Origin of the sequence: Nocardia brevicatena NBRC 12119 (genome assembly GCF_000308495.1) — a bacterium.
Lineage (GTDB): Bacteria > Actinomycetota > Actinomycetes > Mycobacteriales > Mycobacteriaceae > Nocardia > Nocardia brevicatena.
Genome location: NZ_BAFU01000034.1, coordinates 49,452 through 76,446, shown reverse-complemented (window position 1 = coordinate 76,446; position 26,995 = coordinate 49,452). Strand labels below are relative to the sequence as shown.

General features: G+C 67.9%; 20 protein-coding genes. 8 read left to right on the top strand and 12 right to left on the bottom strand.

Annotation, left to right across the window (positions count from 1 at the left end):
- Positions 1 to 23: 23 nt before the first annotated feature.
- The 3 genes from ON20_RS07505 to hrcA form a co-directional block, all read right to left on the bottom strand.
- Positions 24 to 764, bottom strand: a complete 741-nt coding sequence (locus ON20_RS07505) for a 16S rRNA (uracil(1498)-N(3))-methyltransferase (RefSeq protein WP_040834223.1) — start codon at positions 762 to 764, stop codon at positions 24 to 26.
- A 4-nt stretch (positions 765 to 768) separates the two neighbouring features.
- A complete protein-coding gene (gene dnaJ / locus ON20_RS07500) occupies positions 769 to 1,923 on the bottom strand; it encodes a molecular chaperone DnaJ (protein WP_040834222.1) in 1,155 nt (384 codons plus the stop codon).
- 168 nt (positions 1,924 to 2,091) lie between these two features.
- Positions 2,092 to 3,123 carry a heat-inducible transcriptional repressor HrcA gene (hrcA, locus tag ON20_RS07495; protein WP_040834256.1) on the bottom strand — a complete coding sequence of 344 codons (1,032 nt, stop codon included), beginning with the start codon at positions 3,121 to 3,123 and terminating at the stop codon, positions 2,092 to 2,094.
- Between the two features lie 292 nt (positions 3,124 to 3,415).
- Here hrcA and ON20_RS32920 point away from each other — a divergent pair, with 292 nt between their 5' ends.
- Positions 3,416 to 3,676: an SDR family NAD(P)-dependent oxidoreductase gene (locus tag ON20_RS32920; protein ID WP_051161869.1), complete on the top strand. Its 261-nt coding sequence runs from the start codon at positions 3,416 to 3,418 to the stop codon at positions 3,674 to 3,676.
- A 789-nt stretch (positions 3,677 to 4,465) separates the two neighbouring features.
- Here ON20_RS32920 and hemW read toward each other — a convergent pair.
- Entirely contained in the window at positions 4,466 to 5,662 is a 1,197-nt protein-coding gene (gene hemW / locus ON20_RS07485) for a radical SAM family heme chaperone HemW (protein WP_040834221.1), read from the bottom strand.
- A gap of 22 nt (positions 5,663 to 5,684) precedes the next feature.
- Positions 5,685 to 6,098, bottom strand: coding sequence for an SgcJ/EcaC family oxidoreductase (locus ON20_RS07480; RefSeq protein WP_040834255.1), 414 nt, complete (start codon positions 6,096 to 6,098; stop codon positions 5,685 to 5,687).
- A 512-nt stretch (positions 6,099 to 6,610) separates the two neighbouring features.
- Here ON20_RS07480 and ON20_RS07475 point away from each other — a divergent pair.
- The 5 genes from ON20_RS07475 to ON20_RS07455 are packed head-to-tail and all read left to right on the top strand — an operon-like array spanning position 6,611 to position 12,113.
- Positions 6,611 to 8,365 (top strand): nitrite/sulfite reductase, encoded by a 1,755-nt coding sequence (locus ON20_RS07475; protein ID WP_040834220.1) that lies wholly within the window; start codon positions 6,611 to 6,613, stop codon positions 8,363 to 8,365.
- 14 nt (positions 8,366 to 8,379) lie between these two features.
- Positions 8,380 to 9,111, top strand: coding sequence for a phosphoadenylyl-sulfate reductase (locus ON20_RS07470; RefSeq protein ID WP_040834219.1), 732 nt, complete (start codon positions 8,380 to 8,382; stop codon positions 9,109 to 9,111).
- Entirely contained in the window at positions 9,090 to 10,034 is a 945-nt protein-coding gene (gene cysD, locus ON20_RS07465; protein ID WP_051161865.1) for a sulfate adenylyltransferase subunit CysD, read from the top strand. Before ON20_RS07470 ends, cysD begins: the two co-directional genes overlap by 22 nt.
- A gap of 1 nt (position 10,035) precedes the next feature.
- Positions 10,036 to 11,364, top strand: coding sequence for a sulfate adenylyltransferase subunit 1 (locus ON20_RS07460; protein ID WP_040834217.1), 1,329 nt, complete (start codon positions 10,036 to 10,038; stop codon positions 11,362 to 11,364).
- Positions 11,364 to 12,113, top strand: coding sequence for a sirohydrochlorin chelatase (locus ON20_RS07455; protein WP_040834216.1), 750 nt, complete (start codon positions 11,364 to 11,366; stop codon positions 12,111 to 12,113). The genes ON20_RS07460 and ON20_RS07455 overlap by 1 nt, the downstream gene beginning before the upstream one ends.
- A gap of 57 nt (positions 12,114 to 12,170) precedes the next feature.
- Here ON20_RS07455 and ON20_RS07450 read toward each other — a convergent pair whose 3' ends face one another.
- Together ON20_RS07450 and ON20_RS32910 are read right to left on the bottom strand one after the other, a co-directional pair.
- Positions 12,171 to 12,974 carry an HAD family hydrolase gene (locus ON20_RS07450; protein WP_040834215.1) on the bottom strand — a complete coding sequence of 268 codons (804 nt, stop codon included), beginning with the start codon at positions 12,972 to 12,974 and terminating at the stop codon, positions 12,171 to 12,173.
- Between the two features lie 81 nt (positions 12,975 to 13,055).
- Positions 13,056 to 15,014 carry an Hsp70 family protein gene (locus tag ON20_RS32910; RefSeq protein WP_157228741.1) on the bottom strand — a complete coding sequence of 653 codons (1,959 nt, stop codon included), beginning with the start codon at positions 15,012 to 15,014 and terminating at the stop codon, positions 13,056 to 13,058.
- 1,106 nt (positions 15,015 to 16,120) lie between these two features.
- Here ON20_RS32910 and ON20_RS32905 point away from each other — a divergent pair.
- On the top strand, positions 16,121 to 17,554 hold the full coding sequence (locus ON20_RS32905) for an ESX secretion-associated protein EspG (RefSeq protein ID WP_169332323.1): 1,434 nt from the start codon (positions 16,121 to 16,123) through the stop codon (positions 17,552 to 17,554).
- Positions 17,555 to 17,557: 3 nt separating this feature from the next.
- Here ON20_RS32905 and ON20_RS34125 read toward each other — a convergent pair whose 3' ends face one another.
- Positions 17,558 to 19,183 (bottom strand): plasmid pRiA4b ORF-3 family protein, encoded by a 1,626-nt coding sequence (locus ON20_RS34125; protein WP_083864725.1) that lies wholly within the window; start codon positions 19,181 to 19,183, stop codon positions 17,558 to 17,560.
- A 231-nt stretch (positions 19,184 to 19,414) separates the two neighbouring features.
- On the opposite strand from ON20_RS34125, the gene recD2 reads away from it, so the two are divergent.
- Complete coding sequence (recD2, locus tag ON20_RS07425) at positions 19,415 to 21,661, top strand: SF1B family DNA helicase RecD2 (protein ID WP_040834250.1); 2,247 nt, start codon at positions 19,415 to 19,417, stop codon at positions 21,659 to 21,661.
- Between the two features lie 185 nt (positions 21,662 to 21,846).
- Here the strand turns inward: recD2 and ON20_RS07420 are convergent, their stop codons facing one another.
- The 4 genes from ON20_RS07420 to ON20_RS07405 all read right to left on the bottom strand — a co-directional run bounded on the left by ON20_RS07420 (position 21,847) and on the right by ON20_RS07405 (position 26,976).
- Positions 21,847 to 23,433 carry an FAD-dependent oxidoreductase gene (locus ON20_RS07420; protein ID WP_040834213.1) on the bottom strand — a complete coding sequence of 529 codons (1,587 nt, stop codon included), beginning with the start codon at positions 23,431 to 23,433 and terminating at the stop codon, positions 21,847 to 21,849.
- 17 nt (positions 23,434 to 23,450) lie between these two features.
- The gene (locus ON20_RS07415; RefSeq protein WP_040834212.1) at positions 23,451 to 24,464 is read right to left on the bottom strand and encodes an AurF N-oxygenase family protein; all 1,014 of its coding nucleotides are present in this window, start codon (positions 24,462 to 24,464) and stop codon (positions 23,451 to 23,453) included.
- 133 nt (positions 24,465 to 24,597) lie between these two features.
- On the bottom strand, positions 24,598 to 25,689 hold the full coding sequence (locus tag ON20_RS07410; RefSeq protein WP_245547092.1) for an Hsp70 family protein: 1,092 nt from the start codon (positions 25,687 to 25,689) through the stop codon (positions 24,598 to 24,600).
- A gap of 291 nt (positions 25,690 to 25,980) precedes the next feature.
- Positions 25,981 to 26,976, bottom strand: coding sequence for a sulfate/molybdate ABC transporter ATP-binding protein (locus tag ON20_RS07405; RefSeq protein ID WP_040834211.1), 996 nt, complete (start codon positions 26,974 to 26,976; stop codon positions 25,981 to 25,983).
- Positions 26,977 to 26,995 lie beyond the last annotated feature (19 nt).

Below are 26,995 nucleotides of genomic sequence, written 5' to 3'. Positions count from 1 at the left end.
GTGTGCCGGCGGCTCCGGAGAACTCACCACCGAGGGGTGAGCGCGCCCAGGGCTCCGAGCGCTACCGCGGCGGCGGTGGACGTGCGCAGCACCGTCGGGCCGAGCAGCACCACATCGGCCCCGGCATCCGCCAGGGTATCGATCTCGGTATCGTCGAGCCCGCCCTCCGGGCCGACGATCAGCACGGCCGCCGGCGCCGCACGCCAGGGCAGCTCGGTGAAACGCGTGGTGCCCGACTCGTGCAGTGCGGCCACCACCCCGTCCGCGGCTTTCGCCGAACGCACCAGCTCCAGCACCTGTGCGGTGCGGTGCAGGGCGGTGACCTCCGGGATATAGGCGCGGCGCGACTGGCGGGCCGCGGCACGGGCCGCGTTGCGCCATTTCCCCACACCCTTGTCGGCCTTGGCCTCCCAGTTCGCGACACAGCGGGCCGCCTGCCACGGCACGATCACATCGGCGCCGGCCTCCGTCATCAGCTCGACGGCCAGTTCGGAACGATCGGATTTGGGCAGCGCCTGCACCACGGTGACCGGCGGTGACGCCGGTTCGGCACGAGTACGGTCGCGCACCACCAACTCCAGACGGTCGCGCTGCACAGCGATCACCTCACTCACGGCGAGCAGCCCGCGCCCGTCGGACAGGGTGATCGGCTCGCCCACCCGGGTCCGGCGCACCGTCGCCGCGTGCCGGCCCTCCGCGCCGTCGAGGACGACGACGGTGCCGGGCTCGGGGATCTCGTCCAGGTAGAAGACCGTCGCGGCCAACGCCTCAGCGCCCGCTGAACGAGGCGCGCAGCCGGGCGAACAGGCCGCTGTTGTGCTCGGACTGCGTCGACATCACCTCGGCCCGGTCGCGCTCGCGCATGCCCTTGAACTTGCGCAGCAGATCGGCCTGCTTACCGTCCAATTTGGCGGGGATGACGATATCGAGGTGGGCCATCAGGTCACCCCGAGCGCTGGAGCGCAACCGCGGCATACCGTGCCCACGCAGCACCGCGATCTCGCCGGGCTGGGTGCCGGACGCGATGGTCAATTCGACGGGACCGTCCAGGATGGTGTCGATCACCACGGTGGTACCGAGCGCGGCGTCGACCATCGGCACCCGCACGGTGCAGTGCAGATCGTCGCCGTCGCGCACGAAGGTGTCATGCGGCTGCTCCACGATCTCCACATACAGATCGCCCGCGTGCCCGCCGCCGGGACCGACCTCGCCCTGGGCGGCCAGCCGCACCCGCATCCCGTTGGCGACACCCGCCGGGATCGGCGCGGCGATCTCCCGACGCGCCCGCACCCGTCCGTCACCGCCGCACTTCCGGCACGGGTCGGGAATGGTCTCCCCGGCGCCCCGGCAGGTCGGGCACGGCCGCGAGGTCATCACCTGCCCCAGGAAGGACCGCTGCACGGACTGGACCTCACCCGCGCCACCGCAGGTCTCACAGCGCACCGGCCTGGAGTCGCCGTTGGTCCCCGAGCCCTGGCACAGATCGCAGAGAATGGCGGTGTCGACGGTCAGGTGCTTGGTCACGCCGACCGCGCATTCGGCCAGGCTGAGCCGGGTGCGCACCAGTGAATCCGCGCCCGGCTGCACCCGTCCGCGCGATTTGCGGGCGCCGCCCGCGGCCCCGCTCATACCGCCGAAGAACGCCTCGAACACATCGCCGAGTCCGCCGAATCCGGCACCGCTGAAGCCGCCCGCGCCGCCACCGGATTCCAAGGGGTCGCCGCCCATATCGACGATGCGACGCTTCTCCGGGTCCGACAGCACCTCGTAGGCGGTGGAGACCTCCTTGAACCGAGCCTGCGCCTCCGTGTCGGGGTTGACGTCGGGATGCAGTTCGCGGGCCAGTTTGCGATAGGCGCGTTTGAGCTCCTGGTCGGTCGCGTTCTTACCGACACCGAGCAATCCGTAGTAATCCCGTGCCACTTGAGTTCTCTAGTCCTTGGTCGCTGTCCACCGTTCCGACTGCGCGGCCTGCCGCATGGCTCGCTCGAGGATCGCCTCGGCCGCACACTTTTAGTCGGATCCACTCAACTTTATCCGGCCGGCCCCATGAGGGTAACAGCGACTCGGCACCGAACCCGACGACATGGGTCAGCGACCGGCCAGGACCTGGCCGATATAGCGCGCCACGGCCGATACCGACGCGATCGTGCCCGGGTAGTCCATCCGGGTCGGCCCGAGCACGCCCATACCGCCGAGCACCGCGCCCTCCGCGCCGTATCCGGTGGACACCACCGACGTATTGCGCATCTCCTCGACCTGGTTCTCCTCGCCGATCCGCACCGTCACGGTACCCGGCTGCTGAGCCGCGGCCAGGATCTTGAGCACCACGACCTGCTCTTCCAGTGCCTCCAGCACCGCGCGCAGCGAACCGGGGAAACCGAAATCGGCCGCATTGCGGGTGAGGTTGGCGGTCCCGCCGAGCACCAGACGTTCCTCCGGATGTTCGACCAGGGTCTCCACCAGCATTGTGGACACCCTGATCAGCACATCGCGCAGCCGCAGCGGCGCCTGCTCGGGCAGATCCGCCACGGCCGCCGACGCCGTGGCCAGCCGTTTGCCGTCCATGGCGGCACCCAGCATGCCGCGTAGCGCCGCCAGGTCCTCCTCGTCGATGAGCGAACCCAGTTCCACGATGCGCTGGTCGACACGGCCGGTATCGGTGATCACCACCAGCAGCAACCGCGCCGGGTTGAGCGCGACCACCTCGATATGGCGGACCGTCGACGCGGACACCGTCGGGTACTGCACCACCGCGACCTGCCGGGTGAGCTGGGCCAGCAGCCGCACCCCGCGCCGCAGCACGTCGTCGAGGTCGACGCCGGACTCCAGAAAGTCCAGAATCGCCTTGCGTTCCGCCGCCGACAGGGGCTTCACCTCGGCGATCCGGTCGACGAACTGCCGGTAGCCCTTGTCCGTCGGAATCCGCCCGGAACTGGTGTGCGGCTGGGTGATGTAGCCCTCGGCCTCGAGCACCGCCATATCGTTGCGGACCGTGGCGCTGGACACACCCAGATTGTGCCGTTCCACCAACGTCTTCGACCCGATGGGTTCCTTGGTTGCGACGTAGTCGGCGACGATCGCCCGCAGGACCTCGAAGCGCCGATCCTCGGTGCTCGACATCGGCCGCACCTCCTCGCTGTCCCGTACGCCGTCACGGCTACCCCGGCGCACCGCATCCTCCGCACTCGGTCCTCGAACCACCGAGTTCTATACCCAGTCTAAATCCGTTCGACCCATCTTCCAGGCCACATGGCCTCGCCACCCCCTGATAGCGTCATGCCGCTCACGACAGGATCCGGAGTACGCTGCCGCATGATCTCCTGCCGCCGAGGGAACTCGACCCCCGCCGCCCGATATGACGAACCGGCCCGGTGCAGAATCTGCTGACACCGTTGGAGAAAGGCACCGCGTCATGTGGTCTGTCGCAGATATCCCCGACCAGTCGGGTCGCCGCGTCCTGGTCACCGGAGCGACATCGGGGCTCGGCAGGCACGCGGCCCTACTGCCGGCCCGCGCCGGCGCGGCGGTGACGCTCGCCGGACGCGACGAGCGACGTCTCACCGCGGTGGTGGCGGAACTGGCCGCGGACCCGCAGGTGCGGGCGGCGGGTGGTGCGCCGGAGCCATTGCCGATCGACCTCTCCTCGCTCGAATCGGTGCGCCGCGCCGCCTAGGAGTTCCGCGGCAGGCATCGGCAACCGCACCTGCTGCTGAACAACGCCGGTATGCAGTCGTTCCGCTACGCCCGCACCGCCGACGGCATCGAACAGCACATCGGCATCAACCATGTGGGCGCCTTCGCCCTGACGGCCGGACTGCTGCCACTGCTCACCCGCACCCCCACACACGGGTCACCACGGTCACCTCGTTGGCCTACAAATGGAGCGATCTCGGCGATCCCGCCGAATGGTTCGACGCCACACCGAGGCTCGGCTCCGACGGCAACCCCTCGACCCGATTCCGGGACCGGTTCGCCTACTCCAAGCTCGCGTACTCCAACTCCAAACTGGCCGCTGTGCTGTTCGCCGTGGAACTGGGCCGCCGGCTGCGCGCTGCCGGGTTGTCGGCCGGTGCGACGGACGCGCATCCGGGCACCACGTCGACCGAATTGCTCCGCGACCGGCCCGCTCCGGCCGCGTGGCTGTACATGCGAACCGCGCTCCTGATCCGAGCCGCCCATCCGATCGACCGGGGTGTGCTGCCCCTGCTGCGCCGCGACCGAACCGGACGCGGACGCGTCCGTCGTCCATGCGCCCGGGGGCCCACTTCGCGAACAGGCCGGTCCGCCCGACACTCTTCCCATCGCACCGCGAATCGCCGCGGCGATCGCCGATGGGCCGGGCGAGCGGTTGTGGACCGCTACGGAGAAACGGATCGGATATCCGGTCACGGTCGAGGCTCCCGCCCGATAGGGCGGCCCGCACCGCACTTGTTCTCCGGCCGATCACCGCCGAACCCGGTGATCAACCGAGCAGACGCCGGACCACACCGTCGGCCAGTAGCCGCCCGCGACCGGTGAGGACCAGACGTCCGTCCGGCATCGTCGCGAGCCCGTCGACGACCACACGCTCCGCGGCGGCGGCACCGGGGGTATCGAGGTCGGCCAGCGGCAGGCCCGTGCGGAGCCGGAGGGCGAGCATGATCCGTTCGAGGTAGCGGTCCTCGTCGGTGAGCGTTTCCCACCCCGCCGCGGGAAGCCCGCCGCGGGCGACACGGTCGGCGTAGCGGGCGGGGTGTTTGACGTTCCACCAGCGCACTCCCCCGAGGTGACTGTGCGCTCCGGGGCCCGCGCCGAGCCAGTCGCCGCCGTCCCAGTAGCCGAGGTTGTGCCGGCAGCGCGCGGCGTCGTCGGCCGCCCAGTTCGACACCTCGTACCAGGTGAGGCCGGCGGCCTCCAGGCGGGCGTCGATACGTTTGTAGCGGGCGGCGAGGACATCGTCGTCGGGGGCGGGAAGTTCGCCGCGGCGCACCCGCCGGGCCAGCGCGGTGCCGTCCTCGACGATGAGCGAATAGGCCGAGACATGGTCGACACCCGCGTCGAGCACCGCGTCCAGACTCGCGTCCAGGTCGCTGTCGTGTTCGCCGGGGGTGCCGTAGATGAGGTCGAGATTCACATGGTCGAAACCGGCCGCGCGGGCCTCGCGGGCGGCGGCGACGGCCCGGCCGGGTGTGTGGGTGCGGTCGAGGACGGCCAGTACATGTTCGGCCGCCGACTGCATCCCCAGCGAGACCCGGGTGAACCCGGCCGACCGGATGCGGTCGAAGAAGGCCGGTGAGGTCGACTCCGGATTCGACTCGGTGGTCACCTCGGCATCGGCGGCCACGCGGAATTCCGCGCGCACTGCCGCCAATATCGAGGCCAGCCCGTCGCCGCCGAGCAGCGACGGCGTACCACCGCCCACGAACACCGTCGCCACCTCCGGTGTCGGGGACGGCAGCCGTGCGAATGCCCGGGCCGCCTCGGCCAACTCCCCGCGCAGCGCGTCCAGCCACGACTGCGGCGAGGCGGAACTGCCCAGCTCACCCGCCGTGTAGGTGTTGAAGTCGCAGTAACCGCACCGGGTGGCGCAGAACGGCACGTGCACGTAGACGCCGAACGGACCACCGCCGAAGTCCCGAAGTACCAGGGTCTCGGAGTCGACGGCGGGCGCGGAAGTCACCTGTCCAGTGTGACCGGCCGGTTCAGTCCGGCACCACCTGGGTGTTCTGGTTGGCGGTGAGCAGCCACCGCCCGTCTTCCTTGGCCAGGACATACAGCGGGGAGCCCTCGGGGCCTACAGTGGCGCCGGTCGCGTCCAGATACCGTTGGCGCACCTTCACCGCCGCCACATCGGGACGGATGAACAGCACATGCTCGACCTCGTAGCGCGGCAGCGCGTCCGGGCTCATCGCTCCCGGCAGCACCCGCGCGGTGAACTCGGCGATGGCGTCCCGTCCGATCAGGCGCTTACCGTGGCCGGTGGTCCAGATGGCGTCGGCACGGAACAGTCCCACGAAATCGTCGACCAGTTCGTGGCGCTGAGCGTGCTCCACCGCGGCGACGACGGCGCGGATCGCCTCGAGTTCCGCGGTGGTGTCGCCAGGTGCGTAAGTCATGACGCCGATCCTCATACCTCGAGCGCACTCGAGGTCAAGCTCCCGACACGAGGCACCCGATCGCCCGGAACGGCTCACACACAGAGCCTCGGAAGGAAAATATGACAACTGTCACATATTCGACCGGGCTTCCAGGGGATTTCCCGTGGTTTTGCGGGAAATATCCCATCCCCCTCCAGAGCGGCCCCTCTGACGTGGCACAATAAGTCGCATGCGCGCATCAGGAGTACGACTTGTGGCACGTCGCCACGTCGATTACAAGCGCGTATGCAGCGCCTGCTGTCTGTCCGGTTCCACCCGGTAGCTCAGCTGCGCCTCGTTCCCGGTCTTCCGGCGACGCCTGTTCTCCAGGACCTCGGCCTCGCTGACACCGCGGCGTGAGATCAGCCTCTCACGCCTTCAGCACGGACGGCGGAATGAGCGATCAGGCCCGAAGGAGGTAGCGAAGCGTGACCACGCAGGGCCCTCGCTCATTCCCATCGAACCCTGACATACCCCAGCAGGAGCGATCCATGACGTCGAGCACCGACGCCGATACCACCGCCACGGCAGATTCTCCGACTCGTCCGGCCGCCGACCGCCCCGCACGTGCGCCCCGAGCCCGTACCGGCAAACCGGTGCGCCGCCGCGCCGAAGGCCAGTGGGCGCTCGGCTACCGGGAACCGCTCAACCCCAATGAGCAGGCCAAGAAGGACGACCACCCGCTCAACGTCCGTACCCGGATCGAGAACATCTACGCCAAAAACGGCTTCGACAGTATCGATAAAGGCGATCTGCGCGGCCGTTTCCGCTGGTGGGGCCTCTACACCCAGCGTGAGCAGGGATATGACGGCACCTGGACCGGCGACGAGAACACCGACCTGATCGAAGCCAAGTACTTCATGATGCGGATTCGGTGTGACGGCGGCGCGCTCGATGTCGAACAGGTGCGCACCTTGGGTGAGATCTCCACCGAGTTCGCCCGCGATACCGCCGATATCTCCGACCGGGAGAACCTCCAGTACCACTGGATCGAGATCGAGAACGTCCCGGAAATCTGGCGGCGTATCGAATCGGTGGGTTTGCAGACCACCCAGGCGTGCGGCGACTGCCCGCGGGTGGTGCTGGGCTCCCCACTGGCCGGCGAGTCCCTGAACGAGATCGTCGACCCCACGCCCGCGATCGAGGAGATCGTGCGCCGGTATATCGGCAAGAAGGAATATTCCAACCTGCCGCGCAAGTTCAAGACGGCGATCTCCGGCCAACAGGACGTGGTGCACGAGATCAACGACGTGGCGTTCATCGGGGTGAACCATCCCGAACACGGCCCGGGCCTGGACCTGTGGGTCGGCGGCGGGCTGTCCACCAACCCCATGCTGGCCCAGCGGGTCGGCGCGTGGGTACCTCTGGACGAGGTGCCGGACGTCTGGGAAGCGGTGGTCGCTCTCTTCCGCGACTACGGCTACCGCCGACTGCGTTCCAAGGCGCGGCTGAAATTCCTCGTCAAGGATTGGGGTATCGAGAAGTTCCGGCAGGTGCTCGAGGACGAGTACCTGAAGCGCAAGCTCATCGACGGCCCGGCGCCGGAGCAGCCGGACAAGCCCATCGACCATGTGGGCGTGCAGCGGCTGCGCAACGGGCTCAACGCCGTCGGTTTCTCCCCCATCGCCGGGCGGGTCTCGGGCACCGTGCTCACCAAGGTCGCCGACGCGGCGGAGCGGGTGGGATCGGACCGCATCCGGTTCACCCCTTACCAGAAGCTGGTCATCCTCGATGTCCCCGACGAGAAGGTCGACCGGCTGATCGACGAACTGGAGCCGCTGGGCCTGCAGGCCCGTCCCTCCATCTGGCGGCGCAACCTGCTGGCCTGCACCGGGATCGAGTTCTGCAAACTGTCCTTCGTCGAGACCCGCAAACGCTCCCAGGTGCTGGCCCCCGAACTGGAACAGCGGCTGGCCGATATCAACGCGCAGCTCGACGTGCCGATCACGATCAATATCAACGGCTGCCCCAACTCCTGCGGTCGGTCGCAGATCGCCGATATCGGCTTCAAGGGCCAGCTGGTCGACGACGGCGAGGGGAATCAGATCGAGGGCTACCAGGTTCATCTCGGCGGAAGCCTCGGCCTCGACAGCGGCTTCGGCCGCAAACTACGTCAACACAAGGTGACCAGCGACGAACTGGGCGACTACATCGAGCGGGTGGTCCGCAACTTCGTCAAACACCGCCAAGACGGTGAGCGGTTCGCGCAGTGGGCCGTTCGCGCCGACGAAGCAGACCTGCGGTGACGGGAGATCGAACTATGACCACGGCTACATCCGACCAGCGGCCCGCGAAGCTGCCGGCCGACGAACTGCGGGTCATCGCGGAGAAGGGCGCCGCCGAACTCGGCCCCGATGCCTCCGCGACGGAACTGCTGCGGTGGACCGACGAGACCTTCGGCACCGGCTATATCGTGGCGTCGAATATGCAGGACGCGGTGCTGGTGCATTTGACCGCCCAGGTGCGGTCCGGCGTCGACGTGCTCTTCCTGGACACCGGTTACCACTTCGCCGAGACCATCGGCACCCGGGACGCGGTGGAGGCGGTGTACGGGGTGAATATGGTCAACGTCGGGCCCGAGCGCACCGTCGCCGAACAGGACGCGCTGCTGGGCAAGGACCTGTTCGCCCGGGACCCGAACGAATGCTGTCGGCTGCGCAAAGTGGTGCCGCTGCGGAACTCGCTGACCGGGTACAACGCCTGGGTCACCGGTATTCGCCGGGTGGAGGCCCCCACCCGCGCCAATGCGCCACTGATCTCCTTCGACGAAGGATTCGGCCTGGTCAAGATCAATCCCATCGCGGCCTGGTCGGACGATGAAATGGCCGAATACATCGACAAGCACTCCATCCTCGTCAATCCCCTGGTGGAGGAGGGTTATCCGTCCATCGGCTGCGCTCCGTGCACACGGAAGCCGGAGCCGGGTTCCGATCCGCGCAGTGGCCGGTGGGCCGGCCTCTCGAAGACCGAATGTGGGTTGCACGCATCATGACCGAAGTCACCGAACGTACCCTCGGCATCACCGATTTCGACACCCTCGCCGCGCTCGAGTCGGAGGCCGTCCACATCTTCCGCGAGGTCGCGGGCGAATTCGAGCGCCCGGTGATCCTGTTCTCCGGCGGCAAGGACTCCACCGTGCTGCTGCACCTGGCGCTCAAGGCGTTCTGGCCGGCGCCGCTGCCGTTCGCGCTGCTGCACGTGGACACCGGGCACAACCTGCCGGAGGTGCTCGAATTCCGCGATCACGTGGTCGCGAAATACGGCCTGCGGCTGTATGTGGCCGATGTCGAGGACTATCTCGCCGACGGACGGCTCACCGAACGCCCCGACGGTATCCGCAATCCGCTGCAGACCGTCCCGCTGCTCGACGCGATCAGCGAGAACCGCTTCGACGCGGTCTTCGGCGGCGGCCGCCGCGACGAGGAACGCTCCCGGGCCAAGGAGCGGATCTTCTCGCTGCGCAACGCCTTCGGCCAGTGGGATCCGAAACGGCAGCGCCCGGAGCTGTGGAACCTGTACAACGGTCGGCACGCCCCGGGCGAACACGTGCGGGTGTTCCCGCTGTCCAACTGGACCGAGCTGGACATCTGGCGCTATATCGCCCGGGAGAACGTGGAACTGGCCACTATCTACTACGCGCATCAACGGCCGGTGTTCCAACGCGACGGGATGTGGATGACACCCGGTGTCTGGGGCGGCCCGCGCGAGGGCGAGGTCCTCGAGACCCGGTCGGTGCGGTATCGCACCGTGGGCGACGGCTCCACCACCGGCGCCGTCCTGTCCGACGCCGCCACCAACGAGGCCATCCTGGCCGAGGTCGCCGCGTCCCGACTGACCGAACGTGGCGCCACCCGAGGGGACGACCGGGTCTCCGAGGCCGCCATGGAAGACCGCAAGCGAGAGGGTTACTTCTGATATGTCCGACCTGTTGAGACTGGCCACCGCCGGTTCGGTCGACGACGGCAAGTCCACCCTGGTCGGGCGTCTGCTCTACGACACCAAGTCCGTGCTCGCCGACCAGATCGATGCGGTGACCCGGGCCTCGGTGGACAAGGGCCTGGCGACCCCGGACCTGTCGCTGCTGGTGGACGGTTTGCGGGCCGAACGCGAACAGGGCATCACCATCGATGTCGCCTACCGCTATTTCGCCACCCCGCGGCGTTCGTTCGTGCTCGCCGACACCCCCGGCCACGTCCAGTACACCCGCAACACCGTCTCCGGCGCGTCCACCGCGCAGCTGGTGATCCTGCTGGTGGACGCCCGCAAGGGTGTGGTCGAGCAGACCCGCCGGCACGCCGCGGTGCTGGCGCTGCTGGGGGTGCCGAAACTGGTGCTCGCGGTGAACAAGATCGACCTGGTCGGCCAGGACGAACCCACCGAAGCGGCGCGGATCGCGGCCGCCGGGAAGGTATTCGAGGAGATCTCCGCCGAGTTCACCAAGCTCACCAGCACCCTCGGCTGGTCGGAGGAGGATGTGCCGGCGATCCCGGTATCCGCGCTGCACGGCGACAATATCGCCTCCCGTTCCACCAACACCCCCTACTACAACGGCCCCTCGCTGATCGAGCACCTGGAATCGGTTCCGGTCGACGCCGACAACACCGGCACGCACTCGCTGGGGCTGCGGTTTCCGGTGCAATACGTGATCCGGCCGCGCACCCCCGAATACCCGGACTACCGCGGTTACGCGGGACGGATCGCCGCCGGTGCGGTCGCCCCGGGCGACGAGATCATGGTGCTTCCCTCCGGTGTGCGCAGCACCGTCGCACGTATCGACACCCCTGACGGTGAGCTGGCGGTGGCGCAGGCCGGCCGCAGTGTCACCCTGATCCTGGCCGACGACGTCGATATCTCCCGCGGCGATATCATCGCCGCGGTCGACGATGCCCCCGAACCGATCGACACCTTCGACGCCACCGTCTGCTGGCTCGGCGACAAACCGCTGCGCTCCGGTGCCCGGCTGCTACTCAAACACGGCACCCGCACCACCCAGGCGATCGTCGGCGGCCTGCTGGAACGTTTCGACGAGCAGCGGCTGGCCTCCGATCCGAACCCGGAATCGCTGGAGCTCAACGATATCGGCCGTATCTCGGTGCGCGTGGCCGAACCGATCCCGGCCGACACCTACCGGGCCAACCGGCACACCGGCAGTTTCCTGCTCATCGACCCGTCCGGCGGTAACACCCTCGCGGCCGGCCTGGTCGGCGATGTGCTCACCTCCGTCGAGGTCGGAACCACCGCCTGATGGTCGGTGCTCCCACGCTCGTCGCGGTGGCGCACGGCAGCCGTGATCCCCGGTCCGCGGCCACGGTGTCCGCGGTCGTGGACCGGGTGCGCGCCACACGCCCCGGGACGGCGGTGCGCACCGCGTTTCTCGACCTGAACGAACCCTCGGTCGATCAGGTGCTCGATTCGCTCGCCGCGCAGGGCGAAACCCATGCGGTCGCGGTACCGCTGCTGCTGGGCAGCGCCTTCCACGCCCGCGTCGACCTGCCGGGAATCCTGGCCGCCGCGGCCGCCCGGCATCCGTGGCCGCGGGTGACCCAGGCGCAGGTACTCGGGGCCGACCCGCGGCTGGTCTCGGTGCTCCGCGAGCGGGTGCTCGCGGCGTGCGCCGGCACCGGTTCGGCACCGAATGCGGACCGGTTGGGCGTCGCGGTGGCCGCCGTGGGATCGTTGTCGCGTTCGGCGAATATTCGTACGACGCAGGTCGCTCGGCGCCTCGCGGCGTGGACCGGCTGGCAGACCGAGACCTGCTTCGTCACCGTCGATCCCGACGTCACGCAGGCCACGGCCCGTCTCCGCGCCGAAGGAGCCGAGCATATCGTCGTCGCCCCCTGGTTCCTCGCTCCCGGGCTGCTCACCGACCGGCTGCGGAACCAGGCACCCGACGTCGTGCACGCCGACGTCCTGGGTGACCACCATGCCCTGGCCGAGATCGTATGGAACCGCTACGATTCCGCCGTCGCGGAACATCTGCCCCTATCGGCCTGAATCCCACTCGCGCATCGGCTATCCGAGTTCGTACACGTCGGGTTCCGATCGGCCTGTTCAGGGGCGGAACCAGCGTTCCAGGACGGTGGCCGCCCCATCGTCGGCGACATCGTCGGTGACCTCGTCGGCGAAGGCGTGCACCTCCACCGGCGCGTTCGCCATAGCGACGGAATGCCCCGCCCACACGAGCATTTCCCGATCGTTGTAGCCGTCGCCGATGGCGAGGGTCGCGGTGCGCGGTATGCCGAGCGTACGGCGCAGCCGCTCCAGCGCCCACCCCTTCGAAACCCCCTCGCGGGAGACGGTGAGCCAGGGACCGAATTCACCGTAGACCCAGCTGATATCCGGTACGGCCAGGGTCCCGAGCAGGCGGCGCATCGTCTCCGGTTCGCCGTCGGGCCACCAGCAGTTGAGCCGCGGGGTCGGCTCGCTGCCCAGGATCGTCTCGTCGACCACGAGGTACTCACCGCCCGCGAGAAACTCGCCGGGGCTCATACCGCTCGCCCAGGTACCGGTGCCGACCTTCTCCACGGCGAAGATCATGTCGGGAAACAGTTTGCGCAGGGCACCGATCGCGGGCGCAGGATCGAAGGCGTGCACGGCCACGGGATGACCGCGGGCAACATCCACGTGTACAGCGCCGTTGGAGCAGATGGCGTGCCCCTGGCTCAAACCCAGTTCCGTCAGCACCGGACGGGTCATGAGCAGCGTGCGCCCGGTGCTCACCACGACATGCGAGCCCGCCGCGACAGCCGCCCGCACAGCGGCGCCCACCCGGAGACTGATCGGCGAACCGGTCTGTAGCAGTGTTCCGTCCACATCCAAGGCGATGAGCTGCGGCGCTCCCCCGTCACTTCCCACAGGTCAATTGTGCCGCCCGCGCCGATATCGGGACACCGATTTTCTCAACGATCGTCACGTGACCGTAAGCGGCGTAAGGTGCTACCTGCTGCGGGAACCACTCGTGGCGCCACCCCGGGAATCGTGAGAGGCCCCGCTTTTACCGCTATTCCCGGGTCGCGCGGAGGCACCGGACGAGCCGTGGTCGGATGAAGAGGAGGCGGACGCGCCGCGTCTGCCGGCCGGAGAGCCGGCCGAGGTGCGGCCACCCGGCGCGGCAGCACCGGGGAAGGTACCCAACGAGCCCTCGGGTGCCCCGGTATGCGGCGATATCCCGCCGGTCGGGCCGCCCGGGAACGACGTTCCGGTGCCGCCCGGCGTCACGGTCCCGCTCGATGCGGCCGGACCGGAAACACCGGTCGATGACGACGTTTCGACACCCGAACCCGTGGCGGCATCCAGCGAGGTCGAGACGCTCGGCGATCCGCCATAGGTGGCGCCCGGAACCACCGGGGTGCCGATCGGCCCCGGTAACGAGCCGGTCGAGTCACCGGTCGACACTCCGGAATCGTTGCCCGGCAGGCCGATACCGGGGAGAGCCGGCGGCCCGCTCGCCGGTTGTTCGGGTGACGGCAGCGGTTTTCGCGGGCCCTGCGGCCGCCCATCCGGTCCGTCGATATGCGATGGCATCTCCGTCACCGGGCTCACATGAGACGGACCGGCCGGGGGACGCAGTACGTGTGGAGCCGGATAGACGAAGGGCAAGGGGTTGGCGAATCGGGAAGGATCGGAGTAGGGGCCTGTTTCGTGCCGGTGGTGCAGGCGACGAGGGGCGGTGCGCTCTGCCGAGCCGCTTTCGGCGAGCGACGGGCCGAGGGACGGGCGGGTGTGCCCGACGGGCGCGACCGCCCCGGAGCCGCCGGCCCGCGGTCCGTACTGCACGCTCCACCCACCGCTGTCGGTGCGTTCGACCATGGCCTTGCCGTGGATTTCGTACAGCAGCGCCCCCGCATCCGGTCCGGGATAGCCGTGCGCGGCGGGCAGGTCGGTATCGCCGGTACCGCCGCCGAGGACGGTGGCCGCCGACATGGCGACCGCGGAGAACAGGGCCGCGCCGGAGAAAATCGGGGCGCGCTGTTGTCGGCTGCCGGCCGCCAGGGTGGTGGCACGGGCGGCCAGCAGGGCGGCGCCCACGGCCGTGCACTGCCCCGGATCGGTCGAAACGGTTACCGGCAGGCCGAGTTCGGCCAGGGTGCTCGCCACCTGCGGGGGGCGCGCCGCGCCACCCACCAACAGCACCCGGCCGATATCGGACATACCGATTCCCGCGGACCGGACGGCCGCGCGTACCAGTTCGAGCGAATCGCGGATCTGGTCCCGTCGCAGGCTTTCGGTGTCGACGATCGACAGAAGCGACAGTCCGCCCGGTTTCGCCGCGGGCGCGCCGAGCGGTCGGTCGCCGGCGCAGCGGGCGATCATGGCGCCGAGCGGGCGACCGCCGAAATCATAGGAGCGCAGCGGTTTCCCCGCCATCGGATGGTCCGGACAATCCGGCCCGGTCCGTACGACCGTAACGTCGAGACTGTTGCCGCCCAGGTCGTAGACGAGGATGAAACCCGTGTCGAGCGGGCCGTTTTCCTGTTCCAACCACTGCGCGGCCGCCACCGGTTCGGGAACCAGCCGCACCCGGCCCGTCCCGGACAGTTCCAGCGCCTGCCGCAGCAGCATGACCTGTTTGTCGGAATAGCCCGCGGGATAGGTGGCCACCACTCCCGCCTCGGGTTCGACGCCTGCGAGCAGCCCGCTCACCACCGAGGCGAAGATATTCGCGGGCGACCAGATACGCCCGTCCACGAACACCGGCTCGGGGTCACGCCCCAGATCGGCGAACTCGTTCACCGCGGTGGGGAATCGGGTGATACCGCCGAGCCGCGCCGTGCCCGCGCTGTCGAATCCGACGGCGGTGCGACGGATACGCACCGTGGGGCGCGGTCGCTCGGCGTCCACTCGCGCCGAGACGACATTCACTGTTCCGATGCTGATACCCAGCCCTGTTGTCATTCGCCATCCCGTCAACGCACCGTGACCACGTCTCTCATGCAAAGAACCATGGGCCGCGGTCGTCTTCCAAACAGCCACCACAGGTTAGCTGACAGAGCGATATGTCGAAGACAAATTGCAACCAAAAGTTTCCACTTTCGATATCTAGAATCGAAACAGCAGGTAGAAGAGTTGCCATCAGCGGTTCACACCCCTGGATGCGACACAATACACCGGGATGTCCCACGACTCCGCTATCTCACAGCGAGCATATGGAATCCGCCCCGGCATCACGCCCAGCCTCCGACAGCCCCTATCCTGCGAGCCATACGCACACCATGCGAATAATAGCCAAGGAATTGCCTTCACATCCGAGGCGCTGGACAGCAACCGTCCGATACTCTGCTCCGGACCGCTCCTGGAACCGTGCGATGAACGCCTTCTTCCGAACATGCCGGGCGCGCTCGGCCACGTGCCGCCTACTCATGCCGTTCTCGCTCGGCCCGATATCGCGCCGCACCGTCGAGTAGGTCGGTCACAGTTCACACCTCCGCTTCGGTCGACACCGAGCGACGTGCCGGCCTGCTCACCGACCACGGCAGCGTCCGTCTGATCGAATGCGCCGACCCGGCCACCACCCTTATCGTCCGCGACCGCACACTCGGCACCCTGTGCCGACTCATCGGCGAACACCACCTCGCCGTCCCACCCGACCGACTCCCCGAATTCCGCAGCAAACTCCGCGCACTCGGATACACCCTGCCTACTCCACACACTGGACCATGGGCAACGAACCACACCACCTCGCGGCACCGTTCCAGACCATGACGTTCGACGTCCCTGTCACAACAGCACGCATCACTTGACCACGTCTCTATGGCCGCTCACACCCCAGCGGCCTACGACGCGATGGCTACCCGATCATGGTCTTCCGAACCAATCCTGATCTTCTGAAAGGTGCCACCGATCGCGGTTGGTTCGACAGGATAGTCTTTCGACGGAACACACAGGAATCCAGTTCTACAAAGCCGGATCGTGTACAACGGCGAGAGTGAGGGGTGACGCCGATGCAGGGCGGCCGGTGGGTGCAGGAAAGCCCTTCGCGGTTCCCACACGAGCGTGAAGGTTTGCAGATCGTCAGGGATCTACTCCCGGACGCACCACCCTATCGGGCGTGGTCGAATTTCGAATTCCGGGATCACGATGGACGCTGGCACGAGGTCGACCTGCTGGTCCTGAGCCGCGGTGGGATGTACCTGATCGAACTCAAGCATTTCTACGGCACGATCGGCGGAGACGACAAACGTTGGAAGCGCAGCCACGGCAAGAATGTGCCCTCGCCGCTGCTGCTCGCCCGCCGCAAGGCTCAGTATCTCGCCGGTCGGCTGAAAAACGAACTGGCCAAAGTTTCCAATGGCAAGGCGCCGTCGCAGACCGTGCCCCACATCCAGGAATTGGTGTTCCTGCATCATGAGCACACCCGCTGCGAGCTGCCGCTCGCTTCCCGGATAAACCTGTACGGCCTCGACGGCCACGACCAGAAATCCGGCCTGCCCGGAATATCGAGCATCCTGCTGGCTCCACCCCGGGACCAGCCGATCTCCGAGCGACAGTCCGATCTGCTCGCCGGCCTCATCCACTCGTTCGGTATCCGCGCACAGCGATCTCGGGAAGTCGGCAACTGGCTGATCACCGACGACACCCTCGGTGAAGGCAACGGCTGGCAGGACTGGCCCGCAACCCATTACGTAGACGACACCCGCAAGGCCCGAATCCGGTTCTATCCCACGGTCCCCGGTGTTCCCGATGTCGAGATCCACAAACGCAAACGTGCTGTCACACAAGGTTTCCGGCTGCTGAACCGGTTGCGGCACGATGGACTGCAGGTGCCGATCGAGCTGTGCGAGGACGCCGAACTCGGCGTCGGCTGGGTCTTCGACAACCCGAACAACTATGCGCGCCTGGCAATGCGTACGCTGCTGGAACCGCACATCCGGATCGAAGTGCACGGTGTCTACGGCCGCGGATTCGAACAGGTGGTGCGAGCACACGCCGGAGCAGTCGGGAAATCCGCGACTCTGGCTCTCCAATTGCCCGGGCCGACAAAGGAATACGGCGGCGATATCCTGCTCTTCACTTTCCCCCCATCCGATATGGCGTCCCGGGTGGCGGCGTGTCTGCCGAAGTGCGCGCCGGGCCGGTTTCCGGCCGTCCGCGGCACCCGCTCCGATATCGGGAAAATCGAATACACGCGGCACCCCACCCGGATCTCCCGTACCGAGGAAATCAACCGGGTCATCCGCCGCCCGCGCTCCGGGATGGGCGAAATCGGTGTCTTCACCGGCCCGGCCATCGATTCCCGCCCCACCGGTAACCCGCACGGTTTCCACTGGATGGACTACCTCCCGCAGGACGGGCGCTACCTGCTGATCAATCACACCGAGGAGGAATTCACCCTCACCCCCGGCGCCCCGAACGACATCGCCGGGCGTCTCCACCATGCCATCGCCGCTGTCCGGTCGAACCCGGCAGCGGGGCAGGCGGCGGCGAACTGTTCATGATGCCTACTTCCGGTGTCTCGAATTGTGTCGAAGGGCGGCGAACGCGTCGTTGACCTCGTCGGTGTCGAAGTGTGTCGGGTCGTATTGGTCCGGTCGGTCGATGCCGAGCCATTCCAGTCGGTCTTCGTGCTCTTCGTGGGCGGGGTCGTCGAGGACCTGCAGTAGCTCCTGGTACCCCCAGATACCGCCGCAATCTTCGGGTGGAGCCTTCCGCCGCCCGCCGACGCACCGCGGGTAGGTCGAGGCATCCTCGCGCGGCATCGAGTTCTCGACGGCGATCACGTGTTCCCAGTCGTCGCCGAAGTCGTAGGTGTAGGTGAGTTTCGCTCCGGGACCGGCGACAACCTGTTCGAGGGTGACCTTCGCATCCGATCGCAATCCCAGCTCCAGATCCGCAACGCCGAATCGGCCGTAGGCAGTATCGAAGGCGTACAAGTGTGTCGAATGCCAGTCGAACGCCGCCTGCAACAGCTCGTGCAGCTCGCGCAGCGGTATATCGCCGGGAACCTGCAGGCGGCGCCAGATCGGCGGTTTGGCGCCGCGCAGGTCGACGCGCAACTGCAGAACGGGGGCTTGCCCGTCTTTCGTCTTGCGTTTGGCGGGCAGTTTCAGGCTCGACTTCACCGGAGCGGCCGCGGCCTCGCCGCCGAACACACCGGGCAGGCCGGCAAACCGATCGAGTGCTGCCGGCAGACCGGTGCCCTCGAAGTCGCCATACCCGCCGTGCGGCGGCTTCGGTTTCGGCGACAGAGGCAGTGCTCGCAGCCGGGCCCGCAGCAACAACGCGAAACCGTGGTATCCGGGACCGTCCTCATCGAGCATATCCGCGTCGTCGAACAGATCGTCCTCGTCGTCGAACGGACCGTCTGGGTCGGCAATGTGGTACGGATCGAACAGGTCGTCCTCGTCGTCACGGTCGTGATGGTCACGCGCGTCCATCGCGACTTCGGCCCGCCACCGGAATTCGGCCGGGTCGAGGGCCGTAGTGGTGAGCCGGACCTTGTCACGTTTGGCGCCCCGGCGCAGCTCGGCGAGCACTTCGGTCAGATCGGCGGCCTCCAGCAGCATGATCTCGGCGGCCTCCCCGCACTCCTGAGGGTCGAGCAGAATCACCACCGCGTGCCCCGCGTCCGCGCGGTCGAAGCGGGCGGCAAGCACCAGCGCCTCGCCGTCCCCGCACAGTGCGACGCAATCACGCGCGGTCACCGGAGCCGACAACACCCCCGCCCACTCGGGGACGGCGATGCCGCGGACCCGCAGTCGGTCCAGTCCCGCGGCGGCGGCCTCGCCGATTTGCCGGCCGCCGAGTGCGGCGAGCACCGCGAGCATCCCGGCCGCCCGTGGGTCGCCCACCGCCTCGATCACCGGGACGAGTTCGGACTCGGCGACCTCGGCCACCTGGGCGCCGAGGAAGCCGAGGGCACCGAGGAACATCGAGCCGAGGAGCTCCGCCTCCACCGGATCGGTGATCTCGGCGAAACCCGCGAGGACCGCCTCCATCACAACCCGCGGATCGGTCGCGTCGCCGGCATCGTCGAGGCGATCGTCAGGCGGTGGGGCCGTCGCGTCGAACAGCGGTGTCGGCAAGTGGTTTCCCGGGCGTTTCGCGGGCGGCGTGCGCTTGCTCACAGACGATACTGTTGCACATTGCCTACCACAGGATATCGGGGAGGCACTGATCGAAAACTCCTGTCGTGGCGCGGCGATCGATCCGGTCCCCGATCGTGGACGGGAGAACCGCTCGCAGCTCGTGGTCGATTCCCCTGAGCGGTACGCCTACCGGTTCCTGGCCGCTGCCACACGCGGGCCGAGGCCGCACACGCGGCCCCGCAACGCATCGCACCCGGCACAATGGTGAACATGCCCGCTGCGCGATCTTCTCCCGATACCGCACGGCACGCGGTGGTGGAGGGGGTACTGGAGCGAATCACCTACGCCAACGAGGACACCGGCTACACCATCGCCCGCCTGGCCACCGAGCAGTCCGGCCCGGAGCTGCTGGCCGTGGTCGGACCGCTGCTCGGTGCCCAGATCGGTGAGAGCCTGCGGCTGACCGGTCGGTGGGGCAACCACGCCAGATACGGCAAGCAGTTCCAGGTGCACTCCTACACCACCGTGCTGCCCGCCACCATCGCCGGCATTCGCCGTTACCTCGGCTCCGGGCTGATCAAGGGGATCGGGCCGATGATGGCCGAACGCATGGTCGCCCACTTCGGTCTCGACATCCTGACCATCATCGAACAAGAGCCGCAGCGGCTGATCGAGGTGCACGGGCTCGGCCCCAAACGCACCCAGAAGATCGCCGATGCGTGGGAGGAGCAGAAGGCGATCAAGGAAGTGATGGTGTTCCTGCAGGGGGTGGGGGTGTCCACCTCCCTGGCGGTGCGGATCTACAAGAACTACGGTGACGCCTCCATCGGTGTCGTCCGCGCAGAACCATACCGGCTCGCCTCCGACGTGTGGGGCATCGGGTTCAAGACCGCCGACACCATCGCCCAAGCGGTCGGGATACCGCACGACAGCCCTGAGCGGATCAAAGCCGGGCTGCGGTACACCCTGTCGCAGGCCGCCGACAATGGGCACTGCTACCTGCCCGAACCCAACCTGATTACCGAGGCCGCCAAGATCCTGGAGGTCGACCGGGACCTGATCGGCCCCTGCCTGGACCAGCTCACCGCAGACGAAGGCGTGATCCGCGAACCGGTCCCCTCCGGTGACGGGAGCATTCCAGCGGTCTATCTGGTGCCCTTCCACCGAGCCGAGAGCTCCCTGGCCGGTGGCCTGCTCGACCTACTCGACTCCACGGCCGACAGGCTCGCCGCGTTCACTCGGGTCGACTGGGACAAGGCGTTCACATGGCTGCGGGGCCGGACCGGGCAGGACCTGGCCGATGAGCAGGCCGACGCGGTAAAACTCGCCCTCACCCGCAAGGTCGCGGTGCTCACCGGCGGACCCGGCTGCGGTAAAAGCTTCACCGTCCGCTCCATCGTCGAGCTGGCCACGGCGAAGAAAGCCATGGTGGTGCTGGTTGCGCCGACCGGGCGGGCCGCCAAACGGCTGGCCGAACTGACCGGCCATGAGGCCTCCACCGTCCATCGGCTGCTGGAGCTGCAACCCGGCGGCGACCCGAAACACGATCGCGACAACCCGCTGGACGCCGACCTTGTCGTGGTGGACGAGTCGTCGATGATGGACGTCATCCTGGCCAACAAACTGGTCAAAGCCATCCCGGAGGGGGCGCATCTGCTGCTGGTCGGTGACGTCGACCAGCTCCCCTCCGTCGGTGCCGGAGAAGTACTGCGCGACCTGCTGGCCGCCGAGGCGATTCCGCGGGTCCGGTTGACGAAGATCTTCCGGCAGGCCCGGCAGTCGGGGATCGTGGTCAACGCCCATCGCGTCAACGCCGCGACCCCGCCGCAGCTCACCGGGTTCGACGACTTCTTCTGGTTCACCTGTGAACCCGCCGAACAGTCGGATCTGCATCCGGCCGAGGAGACCGCCAAGCTGGTGGTCGATGTCGTCGCTCGCCGTATCCCCCACAGGTTCGGACTCGACCCGCGCCAGGATGTGCAGGTTCTGGCGCCGATGCATCGCGGCCCCGCCGGTGCCGGCAACCTCAACGCGTTGTTGCAGCAAGCGCTCACCCCGCCGAAGGACGGGCAGCCCGAACGCCGCTATGGCGGTCGGGTGTTCCGGATCGGCGACAAGGTCACCCAGCTCCGCAACAACTACGACAAAGGCAAGGCCGGGGTGTTCAACGGCACCGTCGGCGTCGTCACCGCCATCACCACGGAGGAGCAGACGCTGACCGTGCTCACCGACGAGGACGAATCCATCGACTACGACTTCTCGGAACTCGACGAACTCGCCCACGCCTACGCTGTCACCATCCACCGCTCCCAGGGCAGCGAATACCCCGCCGTCGTCATCCCTCTCACCACCTCGTCCTGGATGATGCTGCAACGCAACCTGCTCTACACCGGCATCACCCGCGCCAAGAAACTCGTCGTCCTGGTCGGCTCCCGCAAAGCCCTGGCCGCGGCGGTCCGCACCCCGGGCGCGGGCCGCCGCCACACCGCCCTCACCCACCGGCTCCGGACCAGTTGACGACCGAACAAAACCCACACGGACCGGCCCCATAAGTGAACCGCTCGGGGCGATGTGGAGCCTCCCCCCGCAGGACGGTTCCGAAGGGCCATAAACCTTCGTCTCCTACACAGCGCCACATCCAGCGAGATCACCTGACCACATCGGCCTCCCCTTCCGCGCTCGTGGCGCACTCGAACTCGAGCTCAGGCGCGACCGATCAGGCGGCGGATACTCTTCGCCGGGCGCACCACCGCGCCCGCGGCGCGCACCGAGGGCAGCCGATCACGCAGCAGCAGGTCGAACCCGGCGGCGCCGCCCGCCGGCTCGCTCAGCCGCCCGGCGTTGAAATCGTCGGCCAACTGCCGCACCGTCTGCTGTGCGCAGGACTTGTTGGTGCCGATGAACCCGGTGGGCCCGCGCTTGATCCAGCCGGTGACATACGTCCCGGGCAGGACCGCGCCGCCGGGGCCGTCCAACACCCGACCGTCCCGGTTCGGAATCACCCCGGTTCGCTCGTCGAACGGCAGACCCGGCAGCGGCACACCGCGGTAGCCGACTGAGGTGAGCACCAGGCCGGTTTCGAGCAGCTCGATATCGTCGGTGGGCATCGCGCGCACCTGCCCGTCGCCCGCGACGACGAGCTCGTTGCGGACCACCTCGAGCCCGGTCACCCGATCGGGACCCAGGATCCGTCCGGGCGAGGCCAGATAGCGGAAGACGATACGTCGCCGCCGGCCGACCGGGCGCTCGGCCACGCTGTGCAGCAACCGCAGTTTCTGTTCGACCCGGTGGGGCAGGTCATCGGTGATCGGCGGCAGCTCACCGTCGATGACGATATCCACCTCGGAGCCGAGCAGGCCGACGAATTCCGGTACGGTGAACGCCGATTCGGCAGGGCCGCGGCGACCCAGCACCACGATTTCCTCGACGGCGCTGCGCCGCAGGGCCTCCAGGGCCACCGGGGAGATATCGGTGCCGGCCAGTTCATCCGGGTCGGTGGCGAGAATCCGCGCCACGTCGAGCGCGACATTGCCGTTGCCGACGATCACCACCCGCCGCTGGGACAGGTCGAATTCCCGGTCGGCGTGGTCGGGATGCCCGTTGTACCAGGCGACGAAACCGGTGGCCGAGACATTCCCCGCCAATCCCTCGCCCGGAATCCCGAGTTTGCGGTCCGCGGACGCGCCGACGGCATAGACCACGGCGTGGTGGTAGGCGAGCAGTTCCTCGTGCGAGATATGTTTGCCCACCTCCACGTCGAAATACGAGCCGAACCCGGGCTGGGCGGAGATCATGTCGAACAGCCGCGACACCTGTCGGGTTCTGCCGTGGTCGGGCGCCACACCGTAACGGGCCAGGCCGTAGGGCACCGGCAGCCGGTCGAGGACGGTGACCGAGACATCCGGCCGGGTGAGCAGTTCGTCGGCGGCGTACATGGCCGAGGGGCCCGATCCCACGATCGCCACCCGCAGCGGGCCCCGTTCGGTATCGATCGGTGGCGGCGGCACCGGGCGCGCGAGCAGCGGCCGGGGCCGGGGCTGCCGGTAGAAGTCGGCGTTGATCTCGATGAACGGCCGCTGCGCCTCGGTCAGCTTCTTGGCCGAGGTGATGGCGTCGACCGGGCAGGCCGACGCACAGGCGCCGCAGTCCACGCAGGCCTGCGGATCGACGTAGAGCATCTCCGCCGACAGGAAATCCGGCTCGTCCGGGGTGGGGTGGATGCAGTTGACCGGGCAGGCGTAGACGCACGAGGCGTCACTGCAGCACGACTGGGTGACGACGTAGGGCATGTGATGCTACCCGCCGATCAGGCCGCGCGGTGGGCCGCGACGCGCAGCGGCTCGGACCGGTAGCGGGTGGTGTGCCCGTCGATGCCGAGGGCCTTCCACACCCGCTTGGCGATCGGGTTCATCAGCCCGATCTCCCTGGCGAGAGCGCGTACGTCGCCGAAGTAGTCGCTGAAGACCTGCTTGGCCTCGTCGGAACCGTAGAACAGTTCCTTGCGGACGCTGTCGGGGATATCGAACTCCTCGAAGAACTTCTTCGGCGGGGTCGCGATGGCCCGGCCGAGGATCCACATGATCACCGGCATGGCCAGCGACAGCACGAACTTGTTGCGCGCGGAGGACTCCGGGACGTGCTTGGTGAGGAATTCGTGCGCGAAGGAGATGTGGCGGGCTTCCTCGGCCACGTGAATGGCCATGACGCCGCGCATGATCGGATGCACTTCCTCGTCGGAGCGCAGGATGTCCTTCTGGATATGGTCGATCGGCTCCTCGCCGGCGAGCACGGCCATGAAGAACAGGTTCGGGAACGCGACCGCCACCGGCACCGCGAGATGACGCAGTTTGCGCACCAGCGGGCCCATACCGGGTACGTCGACGCCGATGCGGTTGACCATTTCCTGGAACATCAGGGTGTGGTTGTGCTCCTCGATCATCTCGTGGGAGCAGTAGCGGAACTCTGGGTCGCCGTTGGGCAGACCGAAGATGTGCTGCATCATGCCGCTGATGAGGATGGCCTCGAACTGCAGTCCGACCTTGGCGACATTGGCCTGGCGGTACTTGCCGATGGCGATCTTGCGGTCCTCCGGTAGCGCCCGATACCAGGGGTGACGGCCCAGTGGGTCGGCCGAGACGGGCAGGATCCACCGCTGGGGGCGGGTGTCGGCATCGAAATCGGGGTTATCCCAATCGATGTCGGTGAACGGATCGAAGTGCCGGTTGACCGAGCCCTCCGACAGGAGCAACAGCTTCTCCGCGTATTCCTGCGCCTGGGCGAGGACCTGGTCCACGTCAGGGGTCGTCGTGGCTGAAGACATCGTCGTCACTGCCTCTCATGAGGGTCCGCATTACTGTGTCCTATAGTTACATCAACAATGGGCCCCGTCAACACACCTGATCGGACGGGGTGGACACAGCGGGTGCGAACCCTGGACCGACCCGAATCCGGTATCAGCCCGCTCCGAGCAGGGGCAGGCCGGCCCACACGGTGTCGGCCCACACCGTGTCGGCGGACATGGTGGCAGCGACCGCGACCGCGACGCTCGACCCGGCCAACACGGCGGCGCGACGACGCCTGGCCAGGCGGGAAAGACTGCGCATCCGCAGCGGCTCCTCCGCTGCGGCCTCCCGCTCCCGCCGGGCCAGTACGGAGGCACCGAGCGCCACCACACATTCCGGATCCGGCGTGGTGACCACCGGTCGGGCCAGTTCGTCGGACAGCACCCGCGCCACCTGCGCCGGCCGGGAGGCGCCGCCGACAACCAATATCCGATCGACATCGGCCATGGTGACGTCGGCCGAACGCAGGCATCGATAGACCAGGTCCAGCGATCCGCGGACATGATCGACCCGCAACGCGTCGGTGGACACGGAATCCGAACTCACCTCGTCACCGGCGGCCCGGCCGCCCCAGGAACGCTCGGCGACCAGGGCGCCGAACGCCCGCCCGCCGAACGCCCGCGAGCGCAGCGGAGTACCGATCACCGGATCGTCCGGGCTTCCGCCACCCACGCGCACCAGCGTGATGTCCACAGTGGCGCCGCCCAGGTCGTAGACCAGCGCCAACCCCGGCATCAGCGGACCGTACTCGGCCTCCAGCCAGGCCGCGGCCGCCACCGGCTCGGATACCAACCGCACGCGCTCGAGCCCGGCCCAGTCAAGTGCCGACCGCAGCATCGCCACCAGCTCCGGGCCGTAACCGATCGGATGGGCGAGGACGACTTCGGCATCGTCACCGCGCGGATCGCGGCGGGCATCGGAGATCAGGCAGTCCGTGACGACCGCCACGAGATCGGCAGGCCGCAGTGCGTGGTTCCCGATCCGCGCGCCCTTCGTCTCCGGCCGGCCGAGATCGGCGAATTCGGTGATCACCCGACCATGCGGCGGGATGGTGCCGAGCCGGGCCAGACCGGTGCTGTCGAAAACGAGTGAGGTGCGGTGGGTCGTGACAAACGACGGGTCCGGTCGCCGCCTGCGCCCCCTGCCCGCCCCCTCCGGTGTACCCGTCAGCGCGGAGACCGCGTTGACCGTACCGATGCTCAACCCGAGACCTGTAGCCATCGAACCCCATCTGCTCGCCGAACGGACACGCTTCGAACGGCAACAGGCAATCATTCCGTGATCACGCATGCCAACCAGCGGACAACCCATTGTCCGACACCGCCGCATTCCATGATCTGTGCCGCGACCACCGATTTCCCAGCTCGGCCGGGTTGCTCGCGAAGAGAATCCGACTACAGCGGCCGACACGCATCCGGACAGCGGACGCACCGATGTCCTATCGATATTTGCCGAAAATATGCCGTTCGGATATCCCTCGGTACAGCAACACCCTCAGCTCGTCGGCAGATCCGGGATCCGGGTGGCGCGGACGTACACCGTCTCGCCCTCCCCCAGCCGCAACGCCTCGGCGTCACCGCGGGTCACCTGAGCGGTGAACAGATCTCCCGTGGCGGCATTGCGCAACTCCACCCGCACCTCGAAACCGAGCCGCACCACCCGCTCGACGGTGGCCCGGGTGACCCCCGCCGATTCGGCGGTACCCTCGTGCGCGGCCAGCGCCATACTCGGATCGCGGCCGACCCGGATATCGTGTGGACGCACCATATGCCCGTTGAGCCGGGCCACGGCCCCCAGAAACGACATGACGAATTCGTTCGCGGGCCGATCGTAGACGTCCTCGGGACTGCCGACCTGCTCGATCCGACCGGCGTGCATCACCGCGATCCGGTCGGCCACATCCAGGGCCTCCTCCTGATCATGGGTGACCAGGACGGTGGTGACGTGCACCTCCTCGTGCAGCCGGCGCAGCCAGGTCCGCAGATCCGCGCGCACCTTGGCGTCGAGCGCGCCGAACGGCTCGTCCAACAGCAAAACCTGCGGATCCACGGCCAGCGCGCGGGCCAGCGCCATCCGCTGCCGCTGCCCACCCGACAACTGCGCCGGATAGCGGTGCTGGAACCCGTCCAACCCGACAATGCCCAGCAGCTCGTCCACCCGCCCGGCGATCTCGGCCTTGGGCCGTTTGCGAATCTTCAGACCGAAGGCCACATTGTCGCGCACGGTCATATGCTTGAACGCCGCGTAGTGCTGGAATACGAACCCGATATCGCGTTTCTGCGGCGGCACCCCGGTCACGTCGCGTCCGGCTATCACCACCATTCCCGAATCCAGCGTTTCCAGTCCGGCGATACTGCGCAGCAGGGTCGACTTGCCGGAACCGGAGGGCCCGAGCAGCGCCGTCAACGTCCCGGAGGGAATCTCCAGGCTCACATCGTCGAGGGCGGCGAAGGAACCGTAGCGCTTGCGCGCATTGGTCACGGTGATCATGAATGGCCTCCGGCGTACA